Source organism: Comamonas sp. MYb69 (assembly GCF_037479315.1).
In the GTDB taxonomy this organism is placed as follows: Bacteria; Pseudomonadota; Gammaproteobacteria; order Burkholderiales; family Burkholderiaceae_C; genus Comamonas.
The window spans coordinates 66327-88612 of the sequence record NZ_JBBGZG010000003.1 but is presented as its reverse complement, the minus strand read 5'-3'; the positions used below and the strand labels follow the sequence as shown (position 1 = coordinate 88612).

Here is a 22286-nt window from a genome sequence, read left to right as displayed (position 1 = left end):
CTGGCTCTGGCCGCCTGTCCTGCCAATCTGGCAGCCTCCTCCTATACCTCGCCCATCCAGGACGGAGGCTCCACCTGCGTTTACACCGCGGACCCGATAGCAGTGACCGTTAACGGACTGGGGGGGTCAGGCTTGGTACAGGCATCAGGCAACACAACGGTCAATGGTGTGCTGACCGTTACCGACACCAACGGAAATAACAGCCGTGGCATCTATGTCACCGGTGCCGGCATTGCTAACTTCCTGAAAGATGTCACCGTCAACAAGCCCAGTGGCTCCAACAATGCAGCGGGTATTGAAAAAGCAGGAACGGGCGTGGTGACCTTCCAGGGAAATACCACGGTGACTTCTAACACGGTGCCGCCTTCCAGCGCCAACACCCGTGACGGGGTCCGTAACAACGCAGGCACCTCCGATTACCAGCAAAACCTCAGCATCACCAGCCAAGGCGGCACCCGTTCAGGCCTGTATGTGGGTGCAGGCGTGGTCACCGTGGGTGGCAATTTAACACTGGATTTCCAGTCCAACTACTACAGCAGCAACTTCGCACCGCTATGGAGCCAGGGCGGAACCACCACCGTTACAGGTACCACCACGGTCAACACGGCAGCCGCCTCGGGCCTCACGCCAGGCGTCGTGGTGACGAATTCCCAAGTCACCCTGAATGGTGCCACCAGCGTGACGGTGGCAGGCGCGGGTGCTGCAGCCGTGGATATCCGCATCGGCGGCGTTGCTGGGTGGCCGCTGGCGGGCAACACCATCACCGCATCGGGTGCCGCAGGCATTGGCCTGCAACTGCGCAGCAATGGCAGCTTTAGCGCAGGCTCGGGCCTTGTCGTCAACGCGCAGGGCAGCTCTTTCAACTACCTCTCGGCCAGCGGAAGTACCAGCCTGGATGCAGTCACCGCCACGACGGCCCCGGTGGTCTGGAACGCCGATGCCACCAGCACGGCCACCTACACCGGCAACGAAGGCCACTACAAGGGCAGCAGCCAGTTGGCGAGCGGCGGTCAGCTGACCTTGAACCTGAACCGCGCCGCCTTGTGGGAGGCCACCGCCGCCTCGTCCTTTACGGTGCTGAACCTGCAAAGCGATGCGCTGCTCGATGCCTCCTTGCTGCCCAGCCTGGCAGCCACGGGCAACCTGAGCAATGCCGGGGGCATCGTGTCGCTCGCTCGCAGCGATGCCAGCCCCAACAACACCCTGGCCTTGGCGGGTACCTACACCGCCAATGGCGGCAGCCTGGTGCTCAACACCGTGCTCAACGATGGCTCCACCTCGGTGAGTGATGTGCTGCAGGTGAATGCGACAGCGGCAGGTGGCAGCCCCACCCTGCTCTCGGTGCTGCCCGATGCGGCCAGCGCGCCGGCCTTCACCACCGGCAAAGGCATTTTGGTGGTGCGCGTGACCGGCGGCGCAGCCAGCTCGGCGGCCAGTGTCTTTGCGCTGCCAGACGGTTTCCTGGACGCCGGCGGCATCCGCTACGAACTGGTGCGTGACGCAGACGATGGCAACTGGTACCTGCGCTCTGTCGCCGCTGCGCAGCTGACCGTGAACAAGGTAGTCACCGGACCCGCAGGCGCGGCGCCCTTTGCCGGTGAGATTCCGTTTACCGTGAGCTGCACCGGCCCGGCAACGTCCTTCAGCGGCAGCCTGGTGGTGGCGGCCAACCAGGGCAGCGCTGCCCCCATCACCATCCAGCAAGGCAGCGCCTGCACGGTGGCCGAAGGCGCGCTGCCCACTGCCCCTGCGGGCTACCGTTGGGCCGAACCCAGCTACACCCAGCCTGCGGCCATTGCCGCCGGTGCCAACACCGCAACCATCACCAACACCTTGGTCTCAACCGCCACCCCCACCGATACGGGGACGCTCAAGCAAGTGCCAAGCCTGGGCACCTGGGCCGTCAGCGCACTGTCGCTGGGCATGGCGCTGATGGGTATGCGCCGCACGCGCCGTCGCACGGTGTGACCACGCCGCACGCCACTGCCCTCACGTAAAAATGCCACCTCGCGGTGGCATTTTTTCTGGGGGCTGCGCTGGGCAGAAGAGCGCTGCTTACTGCTCAGCCGTCACCTGCGCCCGCACATCCAACTCCACCTTCCAGCGCTCGCTGCCACCCACCGGCACGGCATTGAGCTCCAGGGTGCCGATGTCGGTGACGCGGGCAAGCAGGGTGACGGGGACGACCTCGCCCTTGGCGCGGCCTTCGGCGGGCAGGTTCAGCTCGATCTCCTGCAGTTCCAGCAGTTCTTCGGGGCCCCAGAAGTCGAGCATGGTGCCGACGGCATCGCTGCGGCGCACGCTGGAGCCAAAGAAGCGCATGCGCACCGGCTCGCCCACGACGAGGCCAAACTCCTGCGTATCGAGGGCTGCCTCGCTGCCCTCTTCCATGCCAAACGGTGCCAGGCACAGCGCAGACATGGGTGGCTCCATGCCGGGGATCGCAGGCATGTTGGACTCGACGCCGACGTAGTAGGACTGCGCGGTGCCGCCCCGGATGCGCACACCTCGGCCTTCGCGCACATGGCCGTAGTAGGCGGCGCCACGGGCGACAGCCAGGTCCAGGTTGGCGCCCTCCAGCAGGCGTGCGGGCGCGGCGCCTTCGGCAGCCAGCCAGCTGTTCAGCACCTCGGTGATGCGCTGCTCGATCTGCGGGGCCTTGAGCACGCCGCCGTTGAACAGGATCGCCGTGGGGTGCAAAAAGCTCGCGCCTTCGGGCTGGGTGCCCTGCAGGCCGTCGATCTGCTCGGTCACGCCGGCCTGGCGCGACAGGAAGGCGGCCAGGTGGCGGGTGACGGCGGCGTCTTGCGCATAGGGCAAACCCAGCTGGGTCAGCGCGCCGCGCGCGCGGCTGATGGGCTTGTCGCTGACGGCCACTTGGGGGAAGAAGCCTTCGACCAGGGTGGCCAGCACTTCGCTGCGGGTCACCTCGGTGCGGATGCTGCCGCCGATCAGCTTGGCGCCCCGGCTGGGCACCACCACGGGCACGGATTGCAGTGCCTCATCGGACAGCAGTTGCTCCTTGGCGGCGCGGCAGCCATGGGCCAGTGCGCGGGTTTGCCAGGCGTCGAGCTGCTTGCCCTCTTGCGCCAGCTTGCGCGCCACGGCATAGGCCAGGGCCAGGTCCATGTTGTCGCCACCCAGCAGGATGTGCTCGCCCACGGCCACGCGCTGCAAGGCCAGGTTGCCATCGCGCTCGAGCACCGCAATCAGCGACAGGTCGGTGGTGCCACCGCCCACGTCGACGACAAGGATCACATCGCCGCTTTGCACTTGCTTGCGCCAGTCGCCACCGCTGGCCTGGATCCAGCTGTAGAGCGCCGCTTGCGGCTCTTCGAGCAAGCTAAGCTTCTGAAAGCCCGCCGCCTTGCAGGCCTCGGCCGTCAGCTCGCGTGCGGCCGGGTCAAAGGATGCGGGGATGGTGACGGTGATGTCCTGCGCATCAAACGGCGCCTCGGGGTGGGCCTGCTCCCAGGCCCAGCGCAGGTGCGACAGGTAGCGGATGGAGGCCGTCAGCGGCGATACGCGGTGCACCTCGGCCGGTGCGTCGGCCGGCAGCAGCGGGCTGCGGCGGTTCACACCGGGGTGGCAGAGCCAGCTCTTGGCGCTGGAGACCAGGCGGATCGGCGTGGCCGCGCCGCGCGAACGGGCAAACTCGCCGACGACAAAATCCTGCTGCGCGCCCCAGGGCAGCGCCATGTCGGCGGCGCTCAGCTCGCTCTCATGGGGCAGGTACAAGAACGAGGGCAGCAAAGGCCGCGCCTCGATGCTGGCGGGCGCCGTGAGCTGGGGAATGGCCAGCATATGCTGGACCAGGTGCTCGCCATCGCTGGCGCTTTTGTCCACATAGGACAGCGCGCAGTGCGTGGTCCCCAGGTCGATACCGATGCTGAATTGGGCAGGTGCTTGCATGGTTTAGAGCTCCACCTCGGCCTGGGCCAGCACCTTGGCTGCCGCTGTGTCGGTGAGCTGGGGCAGCTTGACCTCGGTCACCTGCCAGCCCCGGTGGCCCAGGGTGCCGGTGAACGGGGCCTGGCCCACCACATGGCCGGTCAGGCGCACGGCTGCGGCATCAAAGCCGGCCTGCAAGGTGATGCGGCTGCCTTCTGCCTCGGCACGCACAGGGGCCAGCGCAAAATGCTCGCGCAGCACCTTGCGGCAGCCTTCGTGCACCACGCGGGCGGCGGCGCCAATCTCGGCATCGGTGTAGGGCGCCACGTCTTCCTGGATAAAGTCGACAAAGCGGGCCTCACGCTGGAGCAGGCCCAGCAGCTGCAAAGCAGCGGTCTCGGTGGGCAGTTGCACGGTCTTTTCCACGAGCTTCTCGACCAGCTTTTCCACCGGTACTTCGACCCGCTTTTCTACCGTCTTCTCGACGATTTTCTCGACAGGCACTTCGATGCGGACTTCGACGATCTTCTCGACCGGGACTTCGACACGCACTTCCTGGGGCGGCACATCGGCCGCCAGGCGCTCACCGCCGCGCACGCGCTGCACATCAGCCGCCAGGCGGCCATTGCCCAAAATGGCGAAAAAGCTGCCGATCGCAATGGCGATACGGCTGAAAAAAGATGGGGGGGTGTTGTTCATGGAGGCACCAACAGACACCCGCCAGAACGCTGGCGCGCTGCGCGGCCAGGGCCGGGCAACTGCACCGCGCAGGCGGGTGGTTTTAAAAATGGGGTTTGCGGCAAGCACTGGGCCCGGCATCTACAGCCAGCGGCCAGCCCGCAAAACCGGGGATTTTACCGGCTGGCCCTATGTCCCCGTGCGATGCACCAGCAAGCCGGGAGCGCCGGCGGGGCGGTGGATGGACGCTCAAAGCCGCTAACACGGCCCAGCAAACCAAAGGTTTGCGGTTGAGACTAGGCGTCCCCGACTAGGCGCCAAGCCGCAGACAGTACTTTAGTACGGCAAGGCTTGGCAACGACGTATCAAGGGTCGTGTTAGTGGCGCTTAGAACTGGTAGCTGACGTTGACACCACTGGCCCAGTTACGCCCCATTGCGCTTTCAAAATAGCGCTGGTTGCCGTCATTGACGATGACCGAGCCGATGTAGTTCTTGTCGAACACATTGTTGACCCGTGCAAAGGCGGCCAGGGTCCAGCGCGGGGCGATCTGCGCGCGGTAGCCCAGGCTGAGCGCGGTGGTGGCGTAGCCCGGGGCGGCCTGGGTATTGGCATCGTTGGCCTGCACATTGGAGCTGGCCTGCACACCCATGCCGACGGTCCAGGCCGGGGCAAAGTGCCAGTCAGCGCCCAGGTAGGCGTTGTGGCGTGCCAGGCCGGGCAGGCGCTGGCCGGCGATGCCGCTGCCCGAATCCTCGCGAAAGCGCGCATCCAGCCAGGTGTAGGCGGCGCGCAGCTGCCAGTCACGCATGAGATCCAGCTGGGCCGACAGCTCCAGGCCCTGGCGCCGGGTCTTGCCGGCATTGCGGTAGGTGGTGCGGCCGCCAGCGCTCTGGTCGGTCACGATCTCGTCACTGCTGTGCGACTGGAACAGTGCCGCGCTCCAGAGCCCGCGCAGCGCATCGCCACGCAGCTGCTGGCGGTAGCCCAGCTCCCACTGCGTGCTGCTGGTGGGCCGCAGATCGGTGTTCAGGCCCGAGCCGCTGTTGCGGTAGGACATCTCGGTGATGCTCGGTGTCTCAAACCCGCGCCCCACGCTGGCGTAGACGGTTTGCTGCGGGCTGAGCTGGTAGGAGAGCGAAGCCACCGGCAGCAGCTTGCTGTGGCGGCTGCTGCCGCTGTCGTCGCCATTGCCAGGGGTAATGTAGTAGTCGTCCGAGCTAAAGCGCACGCGGCTGTAGCGCAGGCCGGTGTCCAGGCTCCAGCGGGGCGCCAGCTGCCAGCGCGCCTGCACAAAGGGGTCGGTGCTGCTGACCTTGTTTTTCTCATCCCGGCGCAGCTGGCCGCGCAGCCCATAGGTGTCGCCGACAAAGTTCTCGTAGCCCTGGCGGTTCTCGGTCATCTGCTGCAGATCCAGCCCGGCGCTCAGTTGCAGCGGCACGATGGTGTCGAACTCACCCACCCAGACCAGACGGGCACCGGCATAGTCGCGCGCCATGTCGATCACGCCGCCGGCATGGCCGGGCGCCAGCTGTGGCGCCTTGGGGATGGACTGGTACTGCAGCATGCTGCGGTGGCCGTAGTAGGCCGACAGGCTCAGGCTTTGCTGGGCGTTGATGCGCAGGTCATAGGTGGCGCCCAGCTGCTGCTGCTCCAGCGATTTGCGCGTGTTGTACTGCTCGGCCACGCTGCTGGCCTGGCGCGGATCGGCCTGCCACTGCGCCATGGTCAGGCCCTGCGCGTCCTGCGCATCGCCCCGGGTGTGGTTGGCCACCAGGGTCAGCTTGTCGTCATGCGCCAGCGGAATCACCAGCTTGGCATTGAGCAGGTTGCGGTCGGCCGCGCTGTGCTCGCGGTAGCCATCGGTCATGAAGCGGCTGGTGCTCAGCACATAGCCCATGCCGCCCTCCGTCTGGCCGCTGGCCTTCAGGCTGTAGCGCTGTTGGCCATCGCTGCCCACGCTCACACCGGTCTCCAGCTTCAGCGGGCCTTGCGGGTCTTCAGTGTAAAAGCTCAGCACACCGCCCGAGGCATTGCCGTACAGCGCCGAGTACGGGCCGCGCAGCACCTCCACCCGCTCCAGGCTGGAGATATCGACATTCGAGGTCTGGCCCTGGCCATCAGGCATGGTCGCCGGTATGCCATCGACATACAGGCGCACGCCGCGCACACCAAAGGTGGAGCGTGCGCCATAGCCGCGCACGCTCAGCTGCAGATCCTGGGCGTAGTTGTTGCGGTTGTTCAGGGTGAGGCCCGGCACGCTGCCCAGCGCTTCGGACAGGTTGACCTGCATCTGCCGATCCTGCAGCTCGCGGCCTTCCACCACATTGGCCGATGCCGGCAATTGCAGCAGATCGGCAGTGCCAACGGCTGAGCGCACCGACACCGTCGGCAAGGTGGCTTCAGCAGCGGGGGTTTCAGCGGTGGAGGGGGTTGCTGGTGCGGTCTGCGCAGCGGCGGACAGGGCGCACAGCAGCGCAGCAGCCCCGGCCACAGGGCGCAGGGGCGAGAGAGAAAAGGCTTGGATCGGCATAGAGGCCGCTATTCTCTTACAGCGTCTCAAGCTATGGGAAATTTGGTACATAAACCCCTGCTCTCCTCTGAGAAACCCCAATCTACCACCGTTGCGGCTGCCACCAGCTGGGCAGCAGCGCGCGCACCTGGGCACGGTGAAAGCGGTCATCGATCAGCACCACCACGCCCCGGTCATCCTCACTGCGAATCACCCGCCCAGCAGCCTGCACCACCTTGCGCAGCCCCGGGTAGAGGTAGGTGTAGTCATAGGCCTTGGCAGCGCCAAAGCGCTGGGCCATGGCCTGCTGCATATGCGTGTTGATGGGGTTGACCTGGGGCAGGCCCAGGGTGGCAATAAAGGCGCCAATCAGCCGGTTGCCCGGCAAGTCCACCCCTTCTGAAAACGCCCCGCCCAGCACGGCCAGGCCAATGCCCTGCCCAGCCTCGTCAAAGCGCGCCAAAAAGGCGGCGCGCCCGGCGTCGTCCATGGCCGAGGTCTGGCAGAACAGCGGCAGCTGGGGCTGCAGGCGCTGCATGCATTCGGCCGCACGCTGCAAATAATCAAAACTGCTGAAAAAGCACAGGTAGTTGCCCGGCTGGCGCGCAAACTGCGCCGCCACCACTTCGGCAATCGGCACCAGCGACTGCGCCCGGTCCTGGTAGCGGGTGGAGATATGCCCCGCAATCTGCACCTGCAGCTGCGCGGCCAGGAAGGGCGACGGCACATCGACCCAGTGCGTGGCGGGCGGCAGGCCCAGCAGATCCTGGTAGAAGGCCTGCGGTCCCAGCGTGCCGGAGAACAGAACCGACGCACAGGCGGCGCTATGGCGCGCAGCCAGGTGCGGCGCGGGCACCACATTGCGGATGCAGAGCGTGGACATCGGCCCCCGGCGGCCGGAGGCTGCGCTGCCCAACCCGTTGCCCCACAGGCTGATATCAAACAGCGCATGCGGCCCCAGCTGCTCGGCCAGGTTCAGCCAGGACAGGGCCTCCAGGTAAAAGCCCAGTACCGCGTCGCCCGGCAGCATGGGGCTGTCGCCCTGGGCCTGGGCAATGGCGGCCACGGCGCGCTGCACGGCGCCCAGCAGGCCGGGCGGCAGCTCGGCATAGACCTGGTAGTCCTGGCCGCCCTCGTGCTGGGCCTTGTTCAGGGCCGCCCATTGGCGGTTCAAGGCATCCAGCGATTTCTTGACCGGGCCGGTTGCCGCCTTGCGCGCCGCAGCCAGGGTGTGCTGCGGCAGCTCGGCCGTGTACATGCGTCGCGCGCGTTCGAGCAGGTTGTGGGCCTCGTCCACCAGCACGCCCACCTTCCACTGGTGCGCCTGGGTCAGCGCATACAGCATCGCTGCGCTGTCGTAAAAGTAGTGGTAGTCGCCAACGACCACATCGCTCCAGCGCGCCAGCTCCTGGGTCAGGTAATAGGGGCAGACCTGGTGCTGCAGCGCCAGGCTGCGCACCTTGTCGGGCGTCAGCATCGGCTCTTGCGCCAGGGCCTGGGCGCGGGCGGCGGGCAGCCGGTCATAAAAGCCCTGGGCCAGCGGGCAGGATTCGCCATGGCAGGCCTTGTCCGGGTGCTCGCAGCTTTTGTCGCGCGCCTGCAGATCGACCACGCGCAGCGGCACCGCGCCCGTCTGGCCCTGCAACGCCGTCTGCAACAGGCCCAGCGCATGCAAGGCCAGGCGGTGGCCGGTGGTCTTGGCGGTCAGAAAAAACAGCTTGTCCAGCCCCTCTTGCGCACTGGCCTTGAGCATGGGGAAGATCGTGGCCACGGTCTTGCCAATGCCGGTGGGCGCCTGCGCCATCAAACAGCTGCCGCCACCCGCCTGCAAGCCCGCCTGGGCCGTGCGGTACACCGCCACCGACAGCGCCCGCTGCCCGGTGCGGAACTGCGCAAACGGAAAGCGCAGCGCGGTGAGCGCCGCATCCCGCGCGCTGCGGTGCGCGGCCTCGCTGCGCGCCCAGTCCAAAAACAAGCGGCACTGCTGCTCAAAAAATGCCTGCAGCTCGGGGGCGCTGTAATGTTCGACCAGCACCGTCTCCTGCTGCGTGCCGACATTGAAGTAGACCAGCGCTACCTTCAAGCGGGGCAGGCCCCGCTCCAGGCACAGCAGGTGGCCGTAGACCTTGGCCTGCGCCCAGTGCAAGGCGCGGTGGTTGTCGCGCACGCTGTCGATCTGGCCCCGGTAGGTCTTGATTTCTTCGAGCTGACCCAGGGCCGGGTCAAAGCCATCGGCGCGGCCACGCACCTGCAGGTCTTCAAAGCGGCCTGCCAGGCGCAGCTCCGCCTCATAGCCAACACCCCGGCGGGCGCGCACCAGGCCATGGCCTTCTATGCCTTCCAGTGCCGATGGCGCCGGCGTAAAGCGCAAATCCAGATCGCCCGCGCGGGCAGTGAACTCGCACAAGGCGCGCACCGCCACGGTGTAGCTCATGCGCCCGCCTCGCGCCACTGCACATGGCAGACGCCCACGGGGATGCCATGGGCGGCGCAGTATTCCAGCCAGCGGATCTGGTTGTCCTGCAGCTTGTCGCCAGGGCCTTTGACCTCCACCAGCTGGTAGCGCCTCTCTTGCGGCCAAAAGCGCACCAGGTCCGGAAAGCCCGTGCGGTTGGCCTGCAGGTTGCCGAGCAAGCGCTGGAACAGAAGTTGGAGGTGGGCCGCCGGTATGCAGGCCAGCGCATGGTCCAGCAGCGCCTCCGTCAACGTGCTCCAAAACACAAAGGGCGATTGCAGGCCGGCTTTGTCGGCAAAGCGCTGGCGGATTACATCGGCGTAGCTGCCGTCGTCCAAGGTCGCCAGACAAGCCTCAAACAGCGCCGCACGCCGCGCGACAAAATCGGGCGCATAGACATCAGCCGGCCCCGCCTGGAACGGATGAAAAAACGCCCCCGGCAATGGCGCAAAAATCGCCGGCCAGCACAGCAGGCCAAACAGCGAATTGACGAGCGCGTTCTCGACATAAAACACCGGCGCATCGTCGCGGTGCCAGTGGTCGCGCAAGGCGTATTCCACCGGCATCAGGCGCAGACCTTCGGTGGCCTCGGCGGCGTTCATGGCCTCGCCTGCGCGCAAGGCGGCCTCCAGGGCAGCCGCATCGCTCAACGCATCCATCGCCGCCAGACCGGGCGCTGTGCGTGGCATGCGCAGCACCCGGTCCAGGGCCACATCCTCGCGCAGCTGCGCCACCTCGGGTTTCAACGCGCGGCGGCTGGCGCTGCCCTGGCCCAGGTGGCGGCGCAGGCGCGGCAGCATGCGGGCCAGGCGCTGGCTTTCTTCATCGCTTTCGGGCTGCTGCGCGGCGGCGCTGGCCAAGGCCAGGGCCTCGTCAAAGCGCTCCATGCGTTCGAGCACGCGCATGCGGCGGTGGCGCGCGCCCGGATAGCGGCTGGCGGCATAGGCCTGCTCGGCCAGCGCCCAGCTTTGGCTGCGCTCGCAGGCCTGGCCCAGGCGCAGCAGCACCTTGGCATGGCGCTGCTGCAGCCAGGGGTTGGCGCTGCGCCAGGCGGTCAGCGCGTCCATCAAGGCCTGGCGGTCTTCGTCCTCATCCACCGCCTGGCGCCACTGCTGCAGCTGGCGGTAGCCCTGCACATCGGCACGGGTCTGGAAGGCGCGCGACTGCGCATCAAAGGCCACCGTCTCGTATTTGAAGATGCCCAGGTCGGCCAGCACAAACTCTGACCAGTCCTGGTGCAAATTGCCAAAGAACATCAGACGCAGGCCCTCGGCCAGCTCGCCGACGGTGACGCGCCAGGCGGCATGCTCGGCATGCGGGTGCCAGCGGTGGTAGGGCTGCAGCTGCTCTTGGGCTTCTTGCTCGGTACCTGGATCAGACTGCTGAACTAGTTGGGCCAGCATCTCCGCCTTGCGCAGCGAGCGCGCCAAGCCGGCGTTGGCAAAGATCTGCAGAAGCTCGGGCTTGGTGTGCAGCGCAAACAGCTCGGCCAACGCCATGTCGGCATCGGCATCGATCCAGCCCAGCGCCAGCAAGGGCTGTGCGGCGGCATGCACATCGGGGATTTCGTCGTAGACCAGCTTGTCGGCGCGGAACCAGGGCCCGCGCCGCATCAGCATGCGCACCATCAGCGCCTGCGACGGCATGGGGGCCTGGGCAAAGTCCGCCAGAAACTGCTGCTCCTGCGCGTCCAGCACATCGCCATAGCGCTGCCCCAGCCACTGCAGCGCGCGCTCGAAGTTGTGCAGGTAGTAGTAGCGGTGGGGGGCCAGCATGGGGGGTCGGATGCGGTGTGGGTGAGTGATAGCTTATCTGTATTTTTATACAGCTATTTTAACTTTGCCGCCATGTCCCCTTCTGGCCGTCAGGCTCGCGCAGCCGATAGCACTATTCCACTGCTTGCAGGCAGGCCATATACAAATGAGTTTGCGAATAGAAACGATTCTCATTTATTATGTTTTTATTTGACGCTGCCTTGATGCCGAGCAAAGTGTTTTCCGTTTATCCCGTGGAGGCGAGCCAACCGTGCCAAACCCAGACAGTGACATCCATCCGTTGGTGCAGGAGCACGGTGTGATGCTGCGCCACTATGCTGCACTGCAAGCGCGCTGCACGGCCCAGGTCGATGCACTGCGCGCGGAAGTCGAGGCGCTGCGCGCCCAGGTCACCCAGCTGCGGGCCCAGGTCATCATGCGCGACAGCGCCCTCATCTGGGAGCGCGAGGACCGCCTGGTGCACCTGTCGGCCATCGCCAACCGCGCGGCCGTCACGGCCGTGCGCCGCTGTGTGGACCCGGCCGCGACGATGGAAGTGGCCGCCGTGCCCCCGCCCCCGCCTGATGCCTATCTGCAAGAGCTGGGCCAGCATGCCACCAACCTGGTGATCTGCCAGACCGGCTGCATCAGCCACGGCGGCTACTGGCGCGAGCATGACCAGTGCAAGCGTCTGGGCAGCACCTGCCTGCTGGAAGACCCCCAGGCCTTTGTCCCCACAGAAACCGCCAAGGCCTCGCACGCCTGGGTGATGACGGCGGCCAGCGTGCCCGCCAAGGAGCTGCCATGAGCTCGCGTTTTCCGTCCTCCGTATCGGGTCCGCTGCTGCTGCGCGAATGGGAGCGCCTGACCCAGACCGGCGTGGAAGCCAGCCGCGACAACCGCCCCGAGCAGGCGCTGGCCTGGCATGAGCATGCGCTGCGCGTGGCGCACCAACTGTTCCACGATGCACCGGCCGGCGTTTGCGCCGATGACCGCCTGGCCGCCTTTGTGGTCGCGCACCTGAACTTGGCCGACTGCTTCAACACCTTGAGCCAGCCAATATCGGCGGGCGAGTGCATCAACTGCGCCCACCACCAGCTCTTGGCCTTGACGCGTGACGACCATGCCAGCGCCGATCTGCGATCGGCCGCCTGCAAGCACCTGCACCACACCTTTGCCGCCTTGACCGAGCACCACAACCGCTGCGCCGCCCGCGAGCGCGAGGATGCGATGGAGCGGCAGGCCCACAGCGTTCCCATGCCTTCGGGCAACCCGCCGCCGGGCACGCTGCTGCACTGACAGCCGCCGCACCGGCATTGACCTCCCTGTTCTCCACTCAACGACTAACACACGATATGTCCTATACCCTGCCCAAGCTGGCCTATGCCTACGATGCCCTGGAGCCCAATATTGACGCCCAGACGATGGAGATCCATTACAGCAAGCACCACCAGACCTATGTGAACAACCTCAATGCGGCGGTTGAAGGCACGGAGTTTGCCAACCTGTCCATCGAAGCGCTGGTGGCCCAGGTGGAATCGCTGCCCGAGAAGCTGCGCCTGCCCGTGCGCAACAACGGCGGCGGCCATGCCAACCACAGCCTGTTCTGGGAAGTGATGTCGCCCAGCGGCGGCGGCCTGCCCCAAGGCGATGTGGCCAAGGCCATCGATGCCGATCTGGGTGGTTTTGACGCATTCAAGGACGCCTTCACCAAGGCCGCACTGAGCCGTTTTGGCAGCGGCTGGGCTTGGCTGACCGTGACCCCTGAAGGCAAGCTGGCGGTGGAGAGCAGCGCCAACCAGGACTCGCCACTGATGAAGGGCATTGGCTCGGGCAACACCCCGATCCTGGGCCTGGATGTGTGGGAGCACGCCTACTACCTGAAGTACCAGAACCGCCGCCCTGAATACATTGCCGCTTTTTACAATGTGGTGGACTGGGGCACCGTTGCCCGCAAGTACGCCGCAGCACTGGGCAAGTAAGCCACTCCCTTTTTCGAGCACGCGAGCACGCACATGACCCCAGGCAACCAACCGATGGAAATGGACAACCAGCCCGACCCGCGCGATGACGCATCGCGCAGCACCGCCAGCCCTGCGCCCAAACCGGCGCTCAAGCTGCGAACCCGCATCGGTCTGCTGATCTGTGGTCTGGGGGTATTTGCGCTCGGCGCGCTCATCTGGGATGGCCTCAAAAACGAGCCCTCCGTGCGCAATGCGCTGCTGGGCGGCTGCATGGCCGCCCTGGCCACTGCGCTGGGCACCCTGCCCGTGCTGCTGGCCCAGCGCCCGTCGGAGCGCACACGGGATACCTTGTTTGGCTTTGGCGCTGGCGTGATGCTGGCCGCCTGCGCGTTCTCGCTGGTCATCCCCGCACTGGATGCCGCACGCGCCTCGAATATCTTTGGCGGCAGCGCCTGGGCTGCTGGCGGCGTCGTCGGCACCTCCATCCTGCTGGGCGGCATGGCCCTCCTGGTGATGGACCGCCTGCTGCCCCACGAACATTTCATCAAAGGCCGGGAAGGCGCCAGCGCCCAGCAGCTGCGCCGCACCTGGCTCTTTGTGTTTGCAATCATCCTGCACAACCTGCCAGAAGGCCTGGCCATTGGCGTGGGCTACGCGGGCAATGAAGGCATGCGCGCCAATGCGCTCGCTATCGGCATCTCCATCCAAGATGTGCCCGAAGGCTTTGTCGTCGCCGCCGCGCTGCTCGCTGTCGGCTACAGCCGAGGCTTCTCCGTCCTGCTGGGCATCGCCTCCGGCTTGGTCGAACCCCTGGGCGCCGTCGCCGGCGCCGCCATCATCGGCAGCTCCGCCCTGCTCCTCCCCTGGGGCCTGGGCTTCGCCGCCGGCGCCATGCTCTTCGTCATCAGCCACGAGATCATTCCGGAATCACACCGCAAGGGGCATGAGTTTTTTGCGACTACGGGGTTGATGGTGGGGTTTGTTTTGATGATGGTGTTGGATACGGCGCTGGGGTGAGGGGGTGGACGTTTCGGATGTGCTAAAGCCCCGAACAGTTTATTCTCCGGCTGACAAACTAAGGGTACACGACTGCTTTGTCGCGGTTGCTGCAGCTCATGACCTGATCGTGTGAGTTAAGTTATTACCTCTTAGAGGTAACCCGAGCGCCTAGGTTAGAGCCGGGCCCGTGACAAGCTCCGGGTTGGACGCAGCTGCTGGCCGTGAAGACACGTCAAGTGACCGCTAAATTTTCGCTTGTTGATTGCAGTCCACTAATCCTTACTGGGTCAGGTTGCGTAAAAGCGAAAGCTGTAGCTTTAGTGGGTGGAAGGCATACTGAAGTGTGAGTATGAGCTTATACCGATATATCAGTAGATTCATTAATCTGAATTTTTATTTGCGTCGGCATCGGCTTGGATTAGCCACCCGCGTAAATCAGCAGCCAAACTCGAAGAACCCTTTCCATCGACGCGAAAGTTGTAGACTGCTCCGATAGCATGGGTCTGAATAAATTCGATTGCTTCAAACTCGGGGACTTCGCTAGCACCTGGCAGGAGGAGCAGGGAGAACGTCGGGGCACGATTGTCCATACGTAGCGCGTCGTGATAAATGTGCGCTGATTCCATTGCATCGAGCACATTCGACCGGCCACTTCTCCATTTGGCGTCGAGCACGAATGTCTGACGTTCGCCTTTGCAGTGATAAACAAGAATAAGGTCCGGTCGTCGCTCTTTGGAGAGACTCCAGCCGAGTCGCTTGCTCGAGGGCTTGAGAGAAGGGAACGTTGCCTGAAAAAGAACCTCGAGTGAGGAGCCGTTATCGAGCGAGAACGAGATGCACCGCTCAGCTGCTACCGTAATTGCATTCGCTTCTATTGCCTGCTTTTGAGTGATTTCTCTTACCGCCTGCACCACCTGTATAAAGCACCAAGTCTCATAGATGCCCCAGGATGGCGGAATGTGAAGTTTATCGGCCGAGTTGTCCCCTTGTATGCCCGTGTCCAGCGCTCGACATCCGATGCGATACGCCCGGCTGTACGTTGGCAATGCTGCAATTTGCGTGAGGCCGGCTGAGGTCGTCTCGCTGCTAGAGACTTCTGAAAAGAGCGTGCCTATCAGCAATGTATGGGAACGGATTTCGAGTTTGTGAAGGTCTTCGAGTCGTCGCTCGATACGAAGGATCTGCTCCTCACGAGGGCTGCCGAGCTTGAGATCCCTGACACAGTCCTGCATAGCCGTCACTGCTGCGCGAAACCTGCGAAGAAGACTTAGTAGCGCTCGATTTGCGGGAGTATCGAAGGTGGGCGCTGAAGTCTGACTATTGACCTGCAGAGAGTCGACTGCATCTATGGCTTGTGCATACCCTAAAGCAAGTGAAGCCAATCTACGATCCTGCAAAGACGACGGGTGTAATCGGCGGACTCGAGAGAGCGGAAGACGACGAGCCTCTGCAGCCAGTGCGCGATGTGGAGAGTTGGCAATTGACTCTACGGTGTTCAAGAACTTCGGACCATGGACTCGCAACCGCGAGAGCAGTATGTCCAGCTCGTAGCGCCCGGTTCTACCGCTATGCCCAAACTCCATGGACGCTGAAGAAGTCCCGTTTAAAAGCGATTGGTCAAACGCTCTGATGTCGGAAATCATCTCTTCATATGCTGCTTGGCCAGATTTTGACGAGGTGGGACTCACGTCGAGAAAGTAGCAGGCCCGCTCACCGGGAGCGACAACTTCGAGGGCGACCTGGCCAGCATAGAAGCTTGGACGCCACTTGTGGAGCCCGGACAGGTCTTTGATGAGTTCAACATCGTCTACGTAAATTCGCGTCCCAGGTTTCGTGCCGGCGTCCAGCAAGTAGTCGTTGTCTTCATTCAACCCCCGTCCGATCTCAGATGGATGAAGGTCGATCCATGCCTCCGCTAAGGAGGTTCTGGCATTACGAATCCGAAGCATTGCAGTCGTGTCTTATCGCCAGAAGCGTGCGGAGCCGGTGATGGTGAGGTCATCTTGCATGCTCTTGACCTTGGCACAGCATCTTGTGAGTCCGTGGTCTGCTAGGGACTTGTGAGCATCCTTCAACGCCTGCTGAAACTTCATCGACGTCTCGCCTCTCAGCTTCGGAAGGACTTTGGCGTAGATGACGTCGTCGAGGGCTGCAGCGTCATTTGGCGCAATGCTTGCGTAAAAGGTCAGGTAACTCAGTACGTCGTCAATAGTCCGCCATCCAAAGTGTTGGCGAACCGGCGAGAGCGCTTCAACAAGGGCGGTGAGAACTGCTTGGGTTTTTTCCTTCAACGGCACTGCCAGTGATGTAGATGCCCAACCAGGGAAGTCTTGAACGCTAATGTTCCAAAACTCCAGTGTGAATGCTCGGTCTAGAACCTTGTCAGATAACCCGTGGGTAGTCTCATCCATGTTCAGTGTGCCGATGATTGCGAGATTAGCTGGGTATTTCACACGCCTCGGTACAGGAACGGTTTCTTCTCCAAGTTGGTGGAGGTCTAACCACCCATGAGTCTCCATGGCTGATAGCACTGGCGCCAAGTATTGTTCTGGGTGAGATAGATTCATCTCGTCCAGTATGGCCACGTAGGGCCGCTCAGGGTCGGCAGCGGCGCGCAGCAGCAGGTCAAGAAATGGAGCGGTTCGATAGGACGATTCTTGAATCGGGTTAACGTAGCCGAGGAGTGGACTTGGGTCATACCAACCTGGTTGAACCGGGATGACCCTGACTCGCTCTTGGTCATCATGCTGGTTCTCGCTGGTGCATAGCGCCATCGCGTAGTTTTGGGCGAGCTGTGTCTTGCCTGAGCCCGAGATGCCAGTTAGCACTGCGAAGTGCCGAATTGGATGAAACCAGAGGCCCGCATGTAATTGCTGCACCAATGAGGGATTAAGCACCAATTTCCCGGCAACGCGCTCCGTGAGGCGGGTTGTCAGTTCAGCGAAGGGCGGAGGTTTTACGAATTCCATCGCCTCTGCTTTGATCTCTGCCACCGTATCTGCCTGCTTGGGCATGCTTTCGGGAGTCCATGTGACTAATTCGGCCCAATGTTTCCCTCGCTCGGTCAGGCGCAACTGTTTCTTGCTTGCGATGTCAGCAACCTCGATGAGACCAAGGCTGCTTAACCAGCCAAGAAGTGAAGTTGGTATGTAGCCGGACATCCATCCTGGATAGACTTCTTGAAGGAAGGAAACCAAATTAGACTTTGTCTCAGGAGCCTTCTCCAGTGCCTTTAATACGTGGTCAAAGCCTAAAATCTTGGTAAGCAGATGGTCGGCGAGTTCGTCAGGGTCCTGTGTTTGCAAAAGGTTAATGCCGCGGGCGCTAAGACGATATGTGTCTCCATCGCGCTTGCAAAGGTCAAACTCGCGGGAGACTACGTTGATGTTTGTGCTGATGCTGCTCGCAGCGAGCTCGGGATTGGCCTGCCTAATGATGTCCGTAAACTCTTCTCTTGAGACTCCTTCGCTGAGCTCGGGGAGAAACCCTAACAAGGTCTGGAAGGAGCCCTTTATGGGCGTGAGACCTTTGCGTCTCATAGTTGCGGGGAGAGGTTTTAATGTGGACGTTGTATTGATTGGGTCCGCAGTCGTATCAGAGTCATCCTCAGAAATACGTTCGTATAGCGCCCATGGCAAGCAAAGCCGTCGCACCGGTTCAAGAGGGTCCTGTCCAACTGGTCCGAGCGCCAAATCAATGCGAGTACGAATGGCTTTGTGCGCTCTTACAGGGTGATCGCTTCCTCGGCCCCCCATTTCTTTATGCAAGTAAAGGAGCTTGCCCCGGTCGGCAATAGTCGTGAAGTGGTCGGGATATAACGAGCAGAGCACTCGATTAAGTTTCAGGATTGGTGTGCGGTCACAGAGTGCTTTTGTTCGGTCGTGCAAGCCGTTGTAGAACTCTGTCAGATGCGCTTCCGCTGCCACTGGGTCAGCAGGCAGAGGTTTCATTACCTCTTCAGCGAACCAGTCTCGAAAACCCTGATCCGTGAGCGCTGGTGCGGTCTTCACTGAACCCATGCCAAGAGCAGCAACCGGGTTATCGTCCCAGTACTTTTTCAGGTAGTCGACATCCTGCAGCTTGGTGGGCAGAACTGTCTTAGCTTCTATTAGGAAGGCTGCGAGTCGATGGAGCCATTCTTGGGCCCCTTTGGAGGCCGCAGCGTCAGATTGAGCAGCATCTAGTTGAAATTTCAGCGTTACGTCGTTTTCCAATTTCCCAGCCATACCAATCCCTCTTTAGCAATTTGTTGTTTCGACGCTCTTGCAGTCAGAAATTAACCGATCATTTTTGCACAAATAGAGTTTTAGCGTAGCGCTATCCTGACGGGCAGAGCACCCGTCAATTCCAGCGGGAAGCCGCCACCCTATTTAGACTACGCTCCGTGGAACTAACAATTCACTATTGGCCAAAAGCAGGCCTCCGGCTGAACCTGAGGCGAGCGCTGAAGCGACTGCTCCCCTCCATACCCCGCTGGATGAAGTACATCGGCATCGTGCTGTAGCCGACGTTCATGCTCAACGAAAAGCAAGACTTCGATGTCACAGCCTTCAGTCTCTCAACACAGTTGCAATCAGATCAGCAGCGTTCCCGAATGCGATCAAGCACAGGTTAGCCGTCAAATGTTTCCATATTATTGGTATGTGCTGGTGCGGGCGCTAGTTCAACTTGGACAAGGTGTTAATGGGAAAAAAGTAGGACTCTCTACCCGCTCGTCTCAATTTCATGTCATAGGAAACCTATATCTACGAATATCCATTTTGTGTCGACATTAGCCTGTCCGAGCACGCAGACGCAGTCGGTTCAATGCGACAAGTCGATGACCAAGCAGCCGCATGACGGGTACTGAAGGTTGGAGTGGACTTTCCGAATATGCGCAGCTGAACGACCAATGTGGACGGTTGCTGCCGTTCAGCCGTTGGATCGCGAATGGCGCAGCTCATCCTAGATAAGCTATCAAAGCAGGAGCACTGCCAACCAGCCCTCAAAACCCGTTGCAATACATCGTCCACGCTCCTGTATGGCTCCCGGCCTCCGCCAACCCGAACTCCAAGAATTGCGGTTTACGACTCACCGACTCTCAACACCCCAATCCCCCACAACCCCAAAGCTTATTTGCGAATGATTCTCAATTGAGCGTATACTGCACCCATGGCGTAGCAATTGCGGCTACTCCAAGGTTCATCGTGGGGCGACTTACCGGAACTGTCCGGAAGTCGTTTTTGCCAGCCAATGGTTCACACTAGCCACGCATTTTTTTGCGATGAACACCGGCTTCGATAGCGCCATTGCAGCGCAGCGACCTTCTCTCCGACAGCGCCTTTGCCCTTAGCCACCGACCGTTGGCAAGCAAGCACCACCAGGCCTTCTGTCCACCCTCCCCCTGATTTTTCTCTGTCTACACACATGCCAACGGCATGTTTTTTGCGTCTGCACAGTGCTTAGCGTTGACTGCATCTGCGCGTCTCAGCCCCAACTCAACCCAACAAAAAAGCCCAGATCACCCCTGCCAACGGCAGCAGCAATCTGGGCCTACTCACCACGCCCACCGCAGCGGCAAGCGCTGCAGCGGGCTAGCTACTACGACTTAAAAATCCACCGACGCCGACAGCGCAAACGTACGCGGCGCGCCCAGTGCCAGGCTGGACAGCTGGGGCATGCCCCAGTAAGCCTTGTTGGTGGCATTCAGGACAGACGCCCGCAAGGTAACAGGCTTGTCGGCCACCTTGGTGCTGTAGCGGGCGCCCAGGTCATAGGTGGTGCGGCCGGCGGCCCAGAGGCTGTTGTCGGCGCTGATGTACTGGCGGGATACAGCGGTGGCGTTGGCGTTGAGGGCCAGGCCTTGCACGCCGGGGACATCCCACTCCGCACCCAGTTTGCCTTGCCACTTGGGGGTGCCGGTGGCGAGCTTGCCTTGGTTGACGCCGCCAGCGGTTTGCGTCAGCTTCGGCGCAGTGTAAGCCACGCCGCCCATCAGGCGCAGGCCGTGCATGGCGTTGCCGAAGAAGCTCCACTCAATGCCACGGTTGCGCTGCTCGCCGCCGAACGAGTAGACGTTGGTGACGGGGTCGGTATAGCTGCTGGGCCGGGTGATCTCAAACAGGCTGACGGTGTGGGCGAAGTCGCCCAGGTCGAGCTTGAGGCCCATTTCCTTTTGCTTGCTCTTGTAGGGGGCAAACACTTCGCCGGCGTTGGCAGCGGTCATGGGTGCGGTGGCGCCCTGGCTCAGGCCTTCGATGTAGTTGGCGTAGAGCGAGAGGTTGTCGCTGGCCTTGACCAGCAGCGCAGCGGCGGGCGAGGTGGCGCTTTCGTCATAGCGCGAGGTGCGCGCGCCCGAGGTGATGTTGTAGGTATCGCTGATCACCTGCTGCCGGCGCACGCCCAGGGTCAGCTGCACGCGGTCTTGCGCCATCGACAAGGTATCGGCCACGCCATAGCTGGCCAGGCGCACCTCGGTGTGTGAGATGTGGGGCGCGACAAAGTCGGCCGCCGGACCCCATACGGGGTTGTAGATATTGGTGGTCCAGTCGGCGCCGGGCACGCTGCGGCGGCCGTAGTCGTTTTGCTTGTGGGCGTAGTGGGTGGCGTTGACGGCCCACTGGTGGCCGACTGGGCCGGTTTGGCTGCGGCCCTTGATACCGACCTCGCCCGACTGCTTTTTCACATCAAAGGCGAGCTGGCCCATCGTTGTGCGGAAGTCGCCTGCGCTGTTCAGCACCAGGGCCGACATCGCGCCGTTGTACTGGTAGTCGGTCTTGCTCATGCCAAAGGCGGCATAGGCCATGACCTGGTCGTTCAGGTCGTACTCGCCGCGCAGGATGGCGGCCTTGTCCTTGGTGCGCACGGTGGACCAATCGGGGTTCAGCAAGGTATCGCCCTTGGGCGCCTTGGGGATAGGCAAACCGGGCGACAGGCTGATACCCCGGTTGACGCCGTTGACCCGGTCGTCGCTGGCATAGAAGTCGGCCGAGAGGCGGGCGCGGTCGCCGCGCCAATCCAGCGCCAGCGATCCCAGCTGCACTTTTTTCTGCTGGTCTTTGATGGAGCCATCGCCATCGCGGTAGACGCCGTTAAAGCGCACGCCCAGTTGCTGGCGGTCGCCAAAGCGGCGGCCCATGTCCAGGTGGCCACCCAACTGCGCATCGGACATGTAGGTGGTGGTAAAGCGGGTCAGCGGATCGTTGCCGGCGCGCTTGGGCACCAGGTTGACGGCACCGCCCACCGAGCCGCCCGGCGGCATGCCGTTGAGCAGCGCCGATGGGCCCTTGAGCACTTCGATGCGCTCAAACATCTCGGGCGAGGTGCGGTAGTACGGCGCCATGCCGTAGAGGCCGCCAAAGGTCATGTCGGTGGAGCTCGATGCGAAACCCCGGATCGAATAGTTCTCGGCCCAGGCACCCGATACGCCATTGCTGAACACCGTTGGGTCGGTCGCGGCAATCACATCGGTGATGTTCTGCGCCTGGCGGTCTTCGATGTACTTCTCGGTGTAGCCGATGGTGCTGAACGGGGTTTCCATAAAGTCTTTGTCGCCCAACAGGCCCACGCGGCCGCCGGTGGTGACCTGGCCGCCGGCATAGGGCGCCGCGACCTGGGCGGCCTTTTCTTGTACGGTGATCGGCGCCAGGGTGACGGCGTTGTCAGCGCCTGCGGATGCAGGATCTGCTGCGCTGCTGGTTTGCGCGTTGGCCAGCGGCGCTGCGACCAGCATGGCGCCAATCGTCAGGCCCAGCAGCACCTGGGGGCTGAGGGGGCAGAGCGCATCGATGGCGCTGCTGCGCAGTGCAAACGGGGCCGCATGCTGGGCGGCGGGGCCCGCGCGGCGCAAGGCGCTGGCGGCGGGGCGGTTGGGTTGAAGGCGTTGAGACATGCCTGGTTCCTTAAGTGTTATGGATACAGAAAAAGCAAGGGTGGCGCGCAGGCGGGCGCCGGTGCTTGGCGCACGGCGGTGCCCAGCGCAATGCGCCTGGAGGTTTTTTGGCTGGGTCGGAACCTGGCTACAACGGGAGGGGAAAAGAGAAGCTGGGCCTGGTG

The 22286-nt window shown here is 62.9% G+C and carries 13 protein-coding genes; 5 read left to right on the top strand and 8 right to left on the bottom strand.

The features are described from left to right. The first annotated feature begins 168 nt into the window (after positions 1-168). Positions 169-1968, top strand: coding sequence for a DUF5979 domain-containing protein (locus tag WH303_RS04700; protein ID WP_339517208.1), 1800 nt, complete (start codon positions 169-171; stop codon positions 1966-1968). A gap of 87 nt (positions 1969-2055) precedes the next feature. On the opposite strand, the gene WH303_RS04695 is transcribed toward WH303_RS04700, so the two are convergent. The 5 genes from WH303_RS04695 to WH303_RS04675 form a co-directional block, all read right to left on the bottom strand. Then, a complete protein-coding gene (locus WH303_RS04695) occupies positions 2056-3912 on the bottom strand; it encodes an Hsp70 family protein (RefSeq protein ID WP_339517207.1) in 1857 nt (618 codons plus the stop codon). 3 nt (positions 3913-3915) lie between these two features. Beyond that, positions 3916-4590: a DUF2760 domain-containing protein gene (locus WH303_RS04690; protein WP_339517206.1), complete on the bottom strand. Its 675-nt coding sequence runs from the start codon at positions 4588-4590 to the stop codon at positions 3916-3918. Positions 4591-4956: 366 nt separating this feature from the next. Continuing rightward, the gene (locus WH303_RS04685) at positions 4957-7101 is read right to left on the bottom strand and encodes a TonB-dependent receptor family protein (protein ID WP_339517205.1); all 2145 of its coding nucleotides are present in this window, start codon (positions 7099-7101) and stop codon (positions 4957-4959) included. 82 nt (positions 7102-7183) lie between these two features. After that, positions 7184-9514 (bottom strand): ATP-dependent DNA helicase, encoded by a 2331-nt coding sequence (locus tag WH303_RS04680; protein WP_339517204.1) that lies wholly within the window; start codon positions 9512-9514, stop codon positions 7184-7186. After that, the gene (locus tag WH303_RS04675) at positions 9511-11310 is read right to left on the bottom strand and encodes a VRR-NUC domain-containing protein (RefSeq protein WP_339517203.1); all 1800 of its coding nucleotides are present in this window, start codon (positions 11308-11310) and stop codon (positions 9511-9513) included. Before WH303_RS04675 ends, WH303_RS04680 begins: the two co-directional genes overlap by 4 nt. A gap of 301 nt (positions 11311-11611) precedes the next feature. Between WH303_RS04675 and WH303_RS04670 the strand changes: the two genes are divergently transcribed. Genes WH303_RS04670 through WH303_RS04655 form a run of 4 tightly spaced genes read left to right on the top strand, consistent with a single transcriptional unit; the run spans position 11612 to position 14270 of the window. After that, positions 11612-12097: a hypothetical protein gene (locus tag WH303_RS04670; protein WP_423936475.1), complete on the top strand. Its 486-nt coding sequence runs from the start codon at positions 11612-11614 to the stop codon at positions 12095-12097. Further along, entirely contained in the window at positions 12094-12588 is a 495-nt protein-coding gene (locus WH303_RS04665; RefSeq protein WP_021028932.1) for a hypothetical protein, read from the top strand. The genes WH303_RS04670 and WH303_RS04665 overlap by 4 nt, the downstream gene beginning before the upstream one ends. 56 nt (positions 12589-12644) lie before the next feature. Continuing rightward, the gene (locus WH303_RS04660; RefSeq protein ID WP_339517201.1) at positions 12645-13271 is read left to right on the top strand and encodes a superoxide dismutase; all 627 of its coding nucleotides are present in this window, start codon (positions 12645-12647) and stop codon (positions 13269-13271) included. 60 nt (positions 13272-13331) lie between these two features. Then, positions 13332-14270 (top strand): ZIP family metal transporter, encoded by a 939-nt coding sequence (locus WH303_RS04655; RefSeq protein ID WP_445228068.1) that lies wholly within the window; start codon positions 13332-13334, stop codon positions 14268-14270. A 362-nt stretch (positions 14271-14632) separates the two neighbouring features. On the opposite strand, the gene WH303_RS04650 is transcribed toward WH303_RS04655, so the two are convergent. From WH303_RS04650 to WH303_RS04640, 3 genes are all read right to left on the bottom strand, one after another. Next, entirely contained in the window at positions 14633-16123 is a 1491-nt protein-coding gene (locus WH303_RS04650) for a DUF2357 domain-containing protein (RefSeq protein WP_339517199.1), read from the bottom strand. A 90-nt stretch (positions 16124-16213) separates the two neighbouring features. After that, complete coding sequence (locus WH303_RS04645) at positions 16214-18478, bottom strand: McrB family protein (protein WP_339517198.1); 2265 nt, start codon at positions 18476-18478, stop codon at positions 16214-16216. 1361 nt (positions 18479-19839) lie between these two features. Continuing rightward, positions 19840-22122 carry a TonB-dependent receptor gene (locus WH303_RS04640; RefSeq protein ID WP_339517197.1) on the bottom strand — a complete coding sequence of 761 codons (2283 nt, stop codon included), beginning with the start codon at positions 22120-22122 and terminating at the stop codon, positions 19840-19842. Positions 22123-22286: the final 164 nt, after the last annotated feature.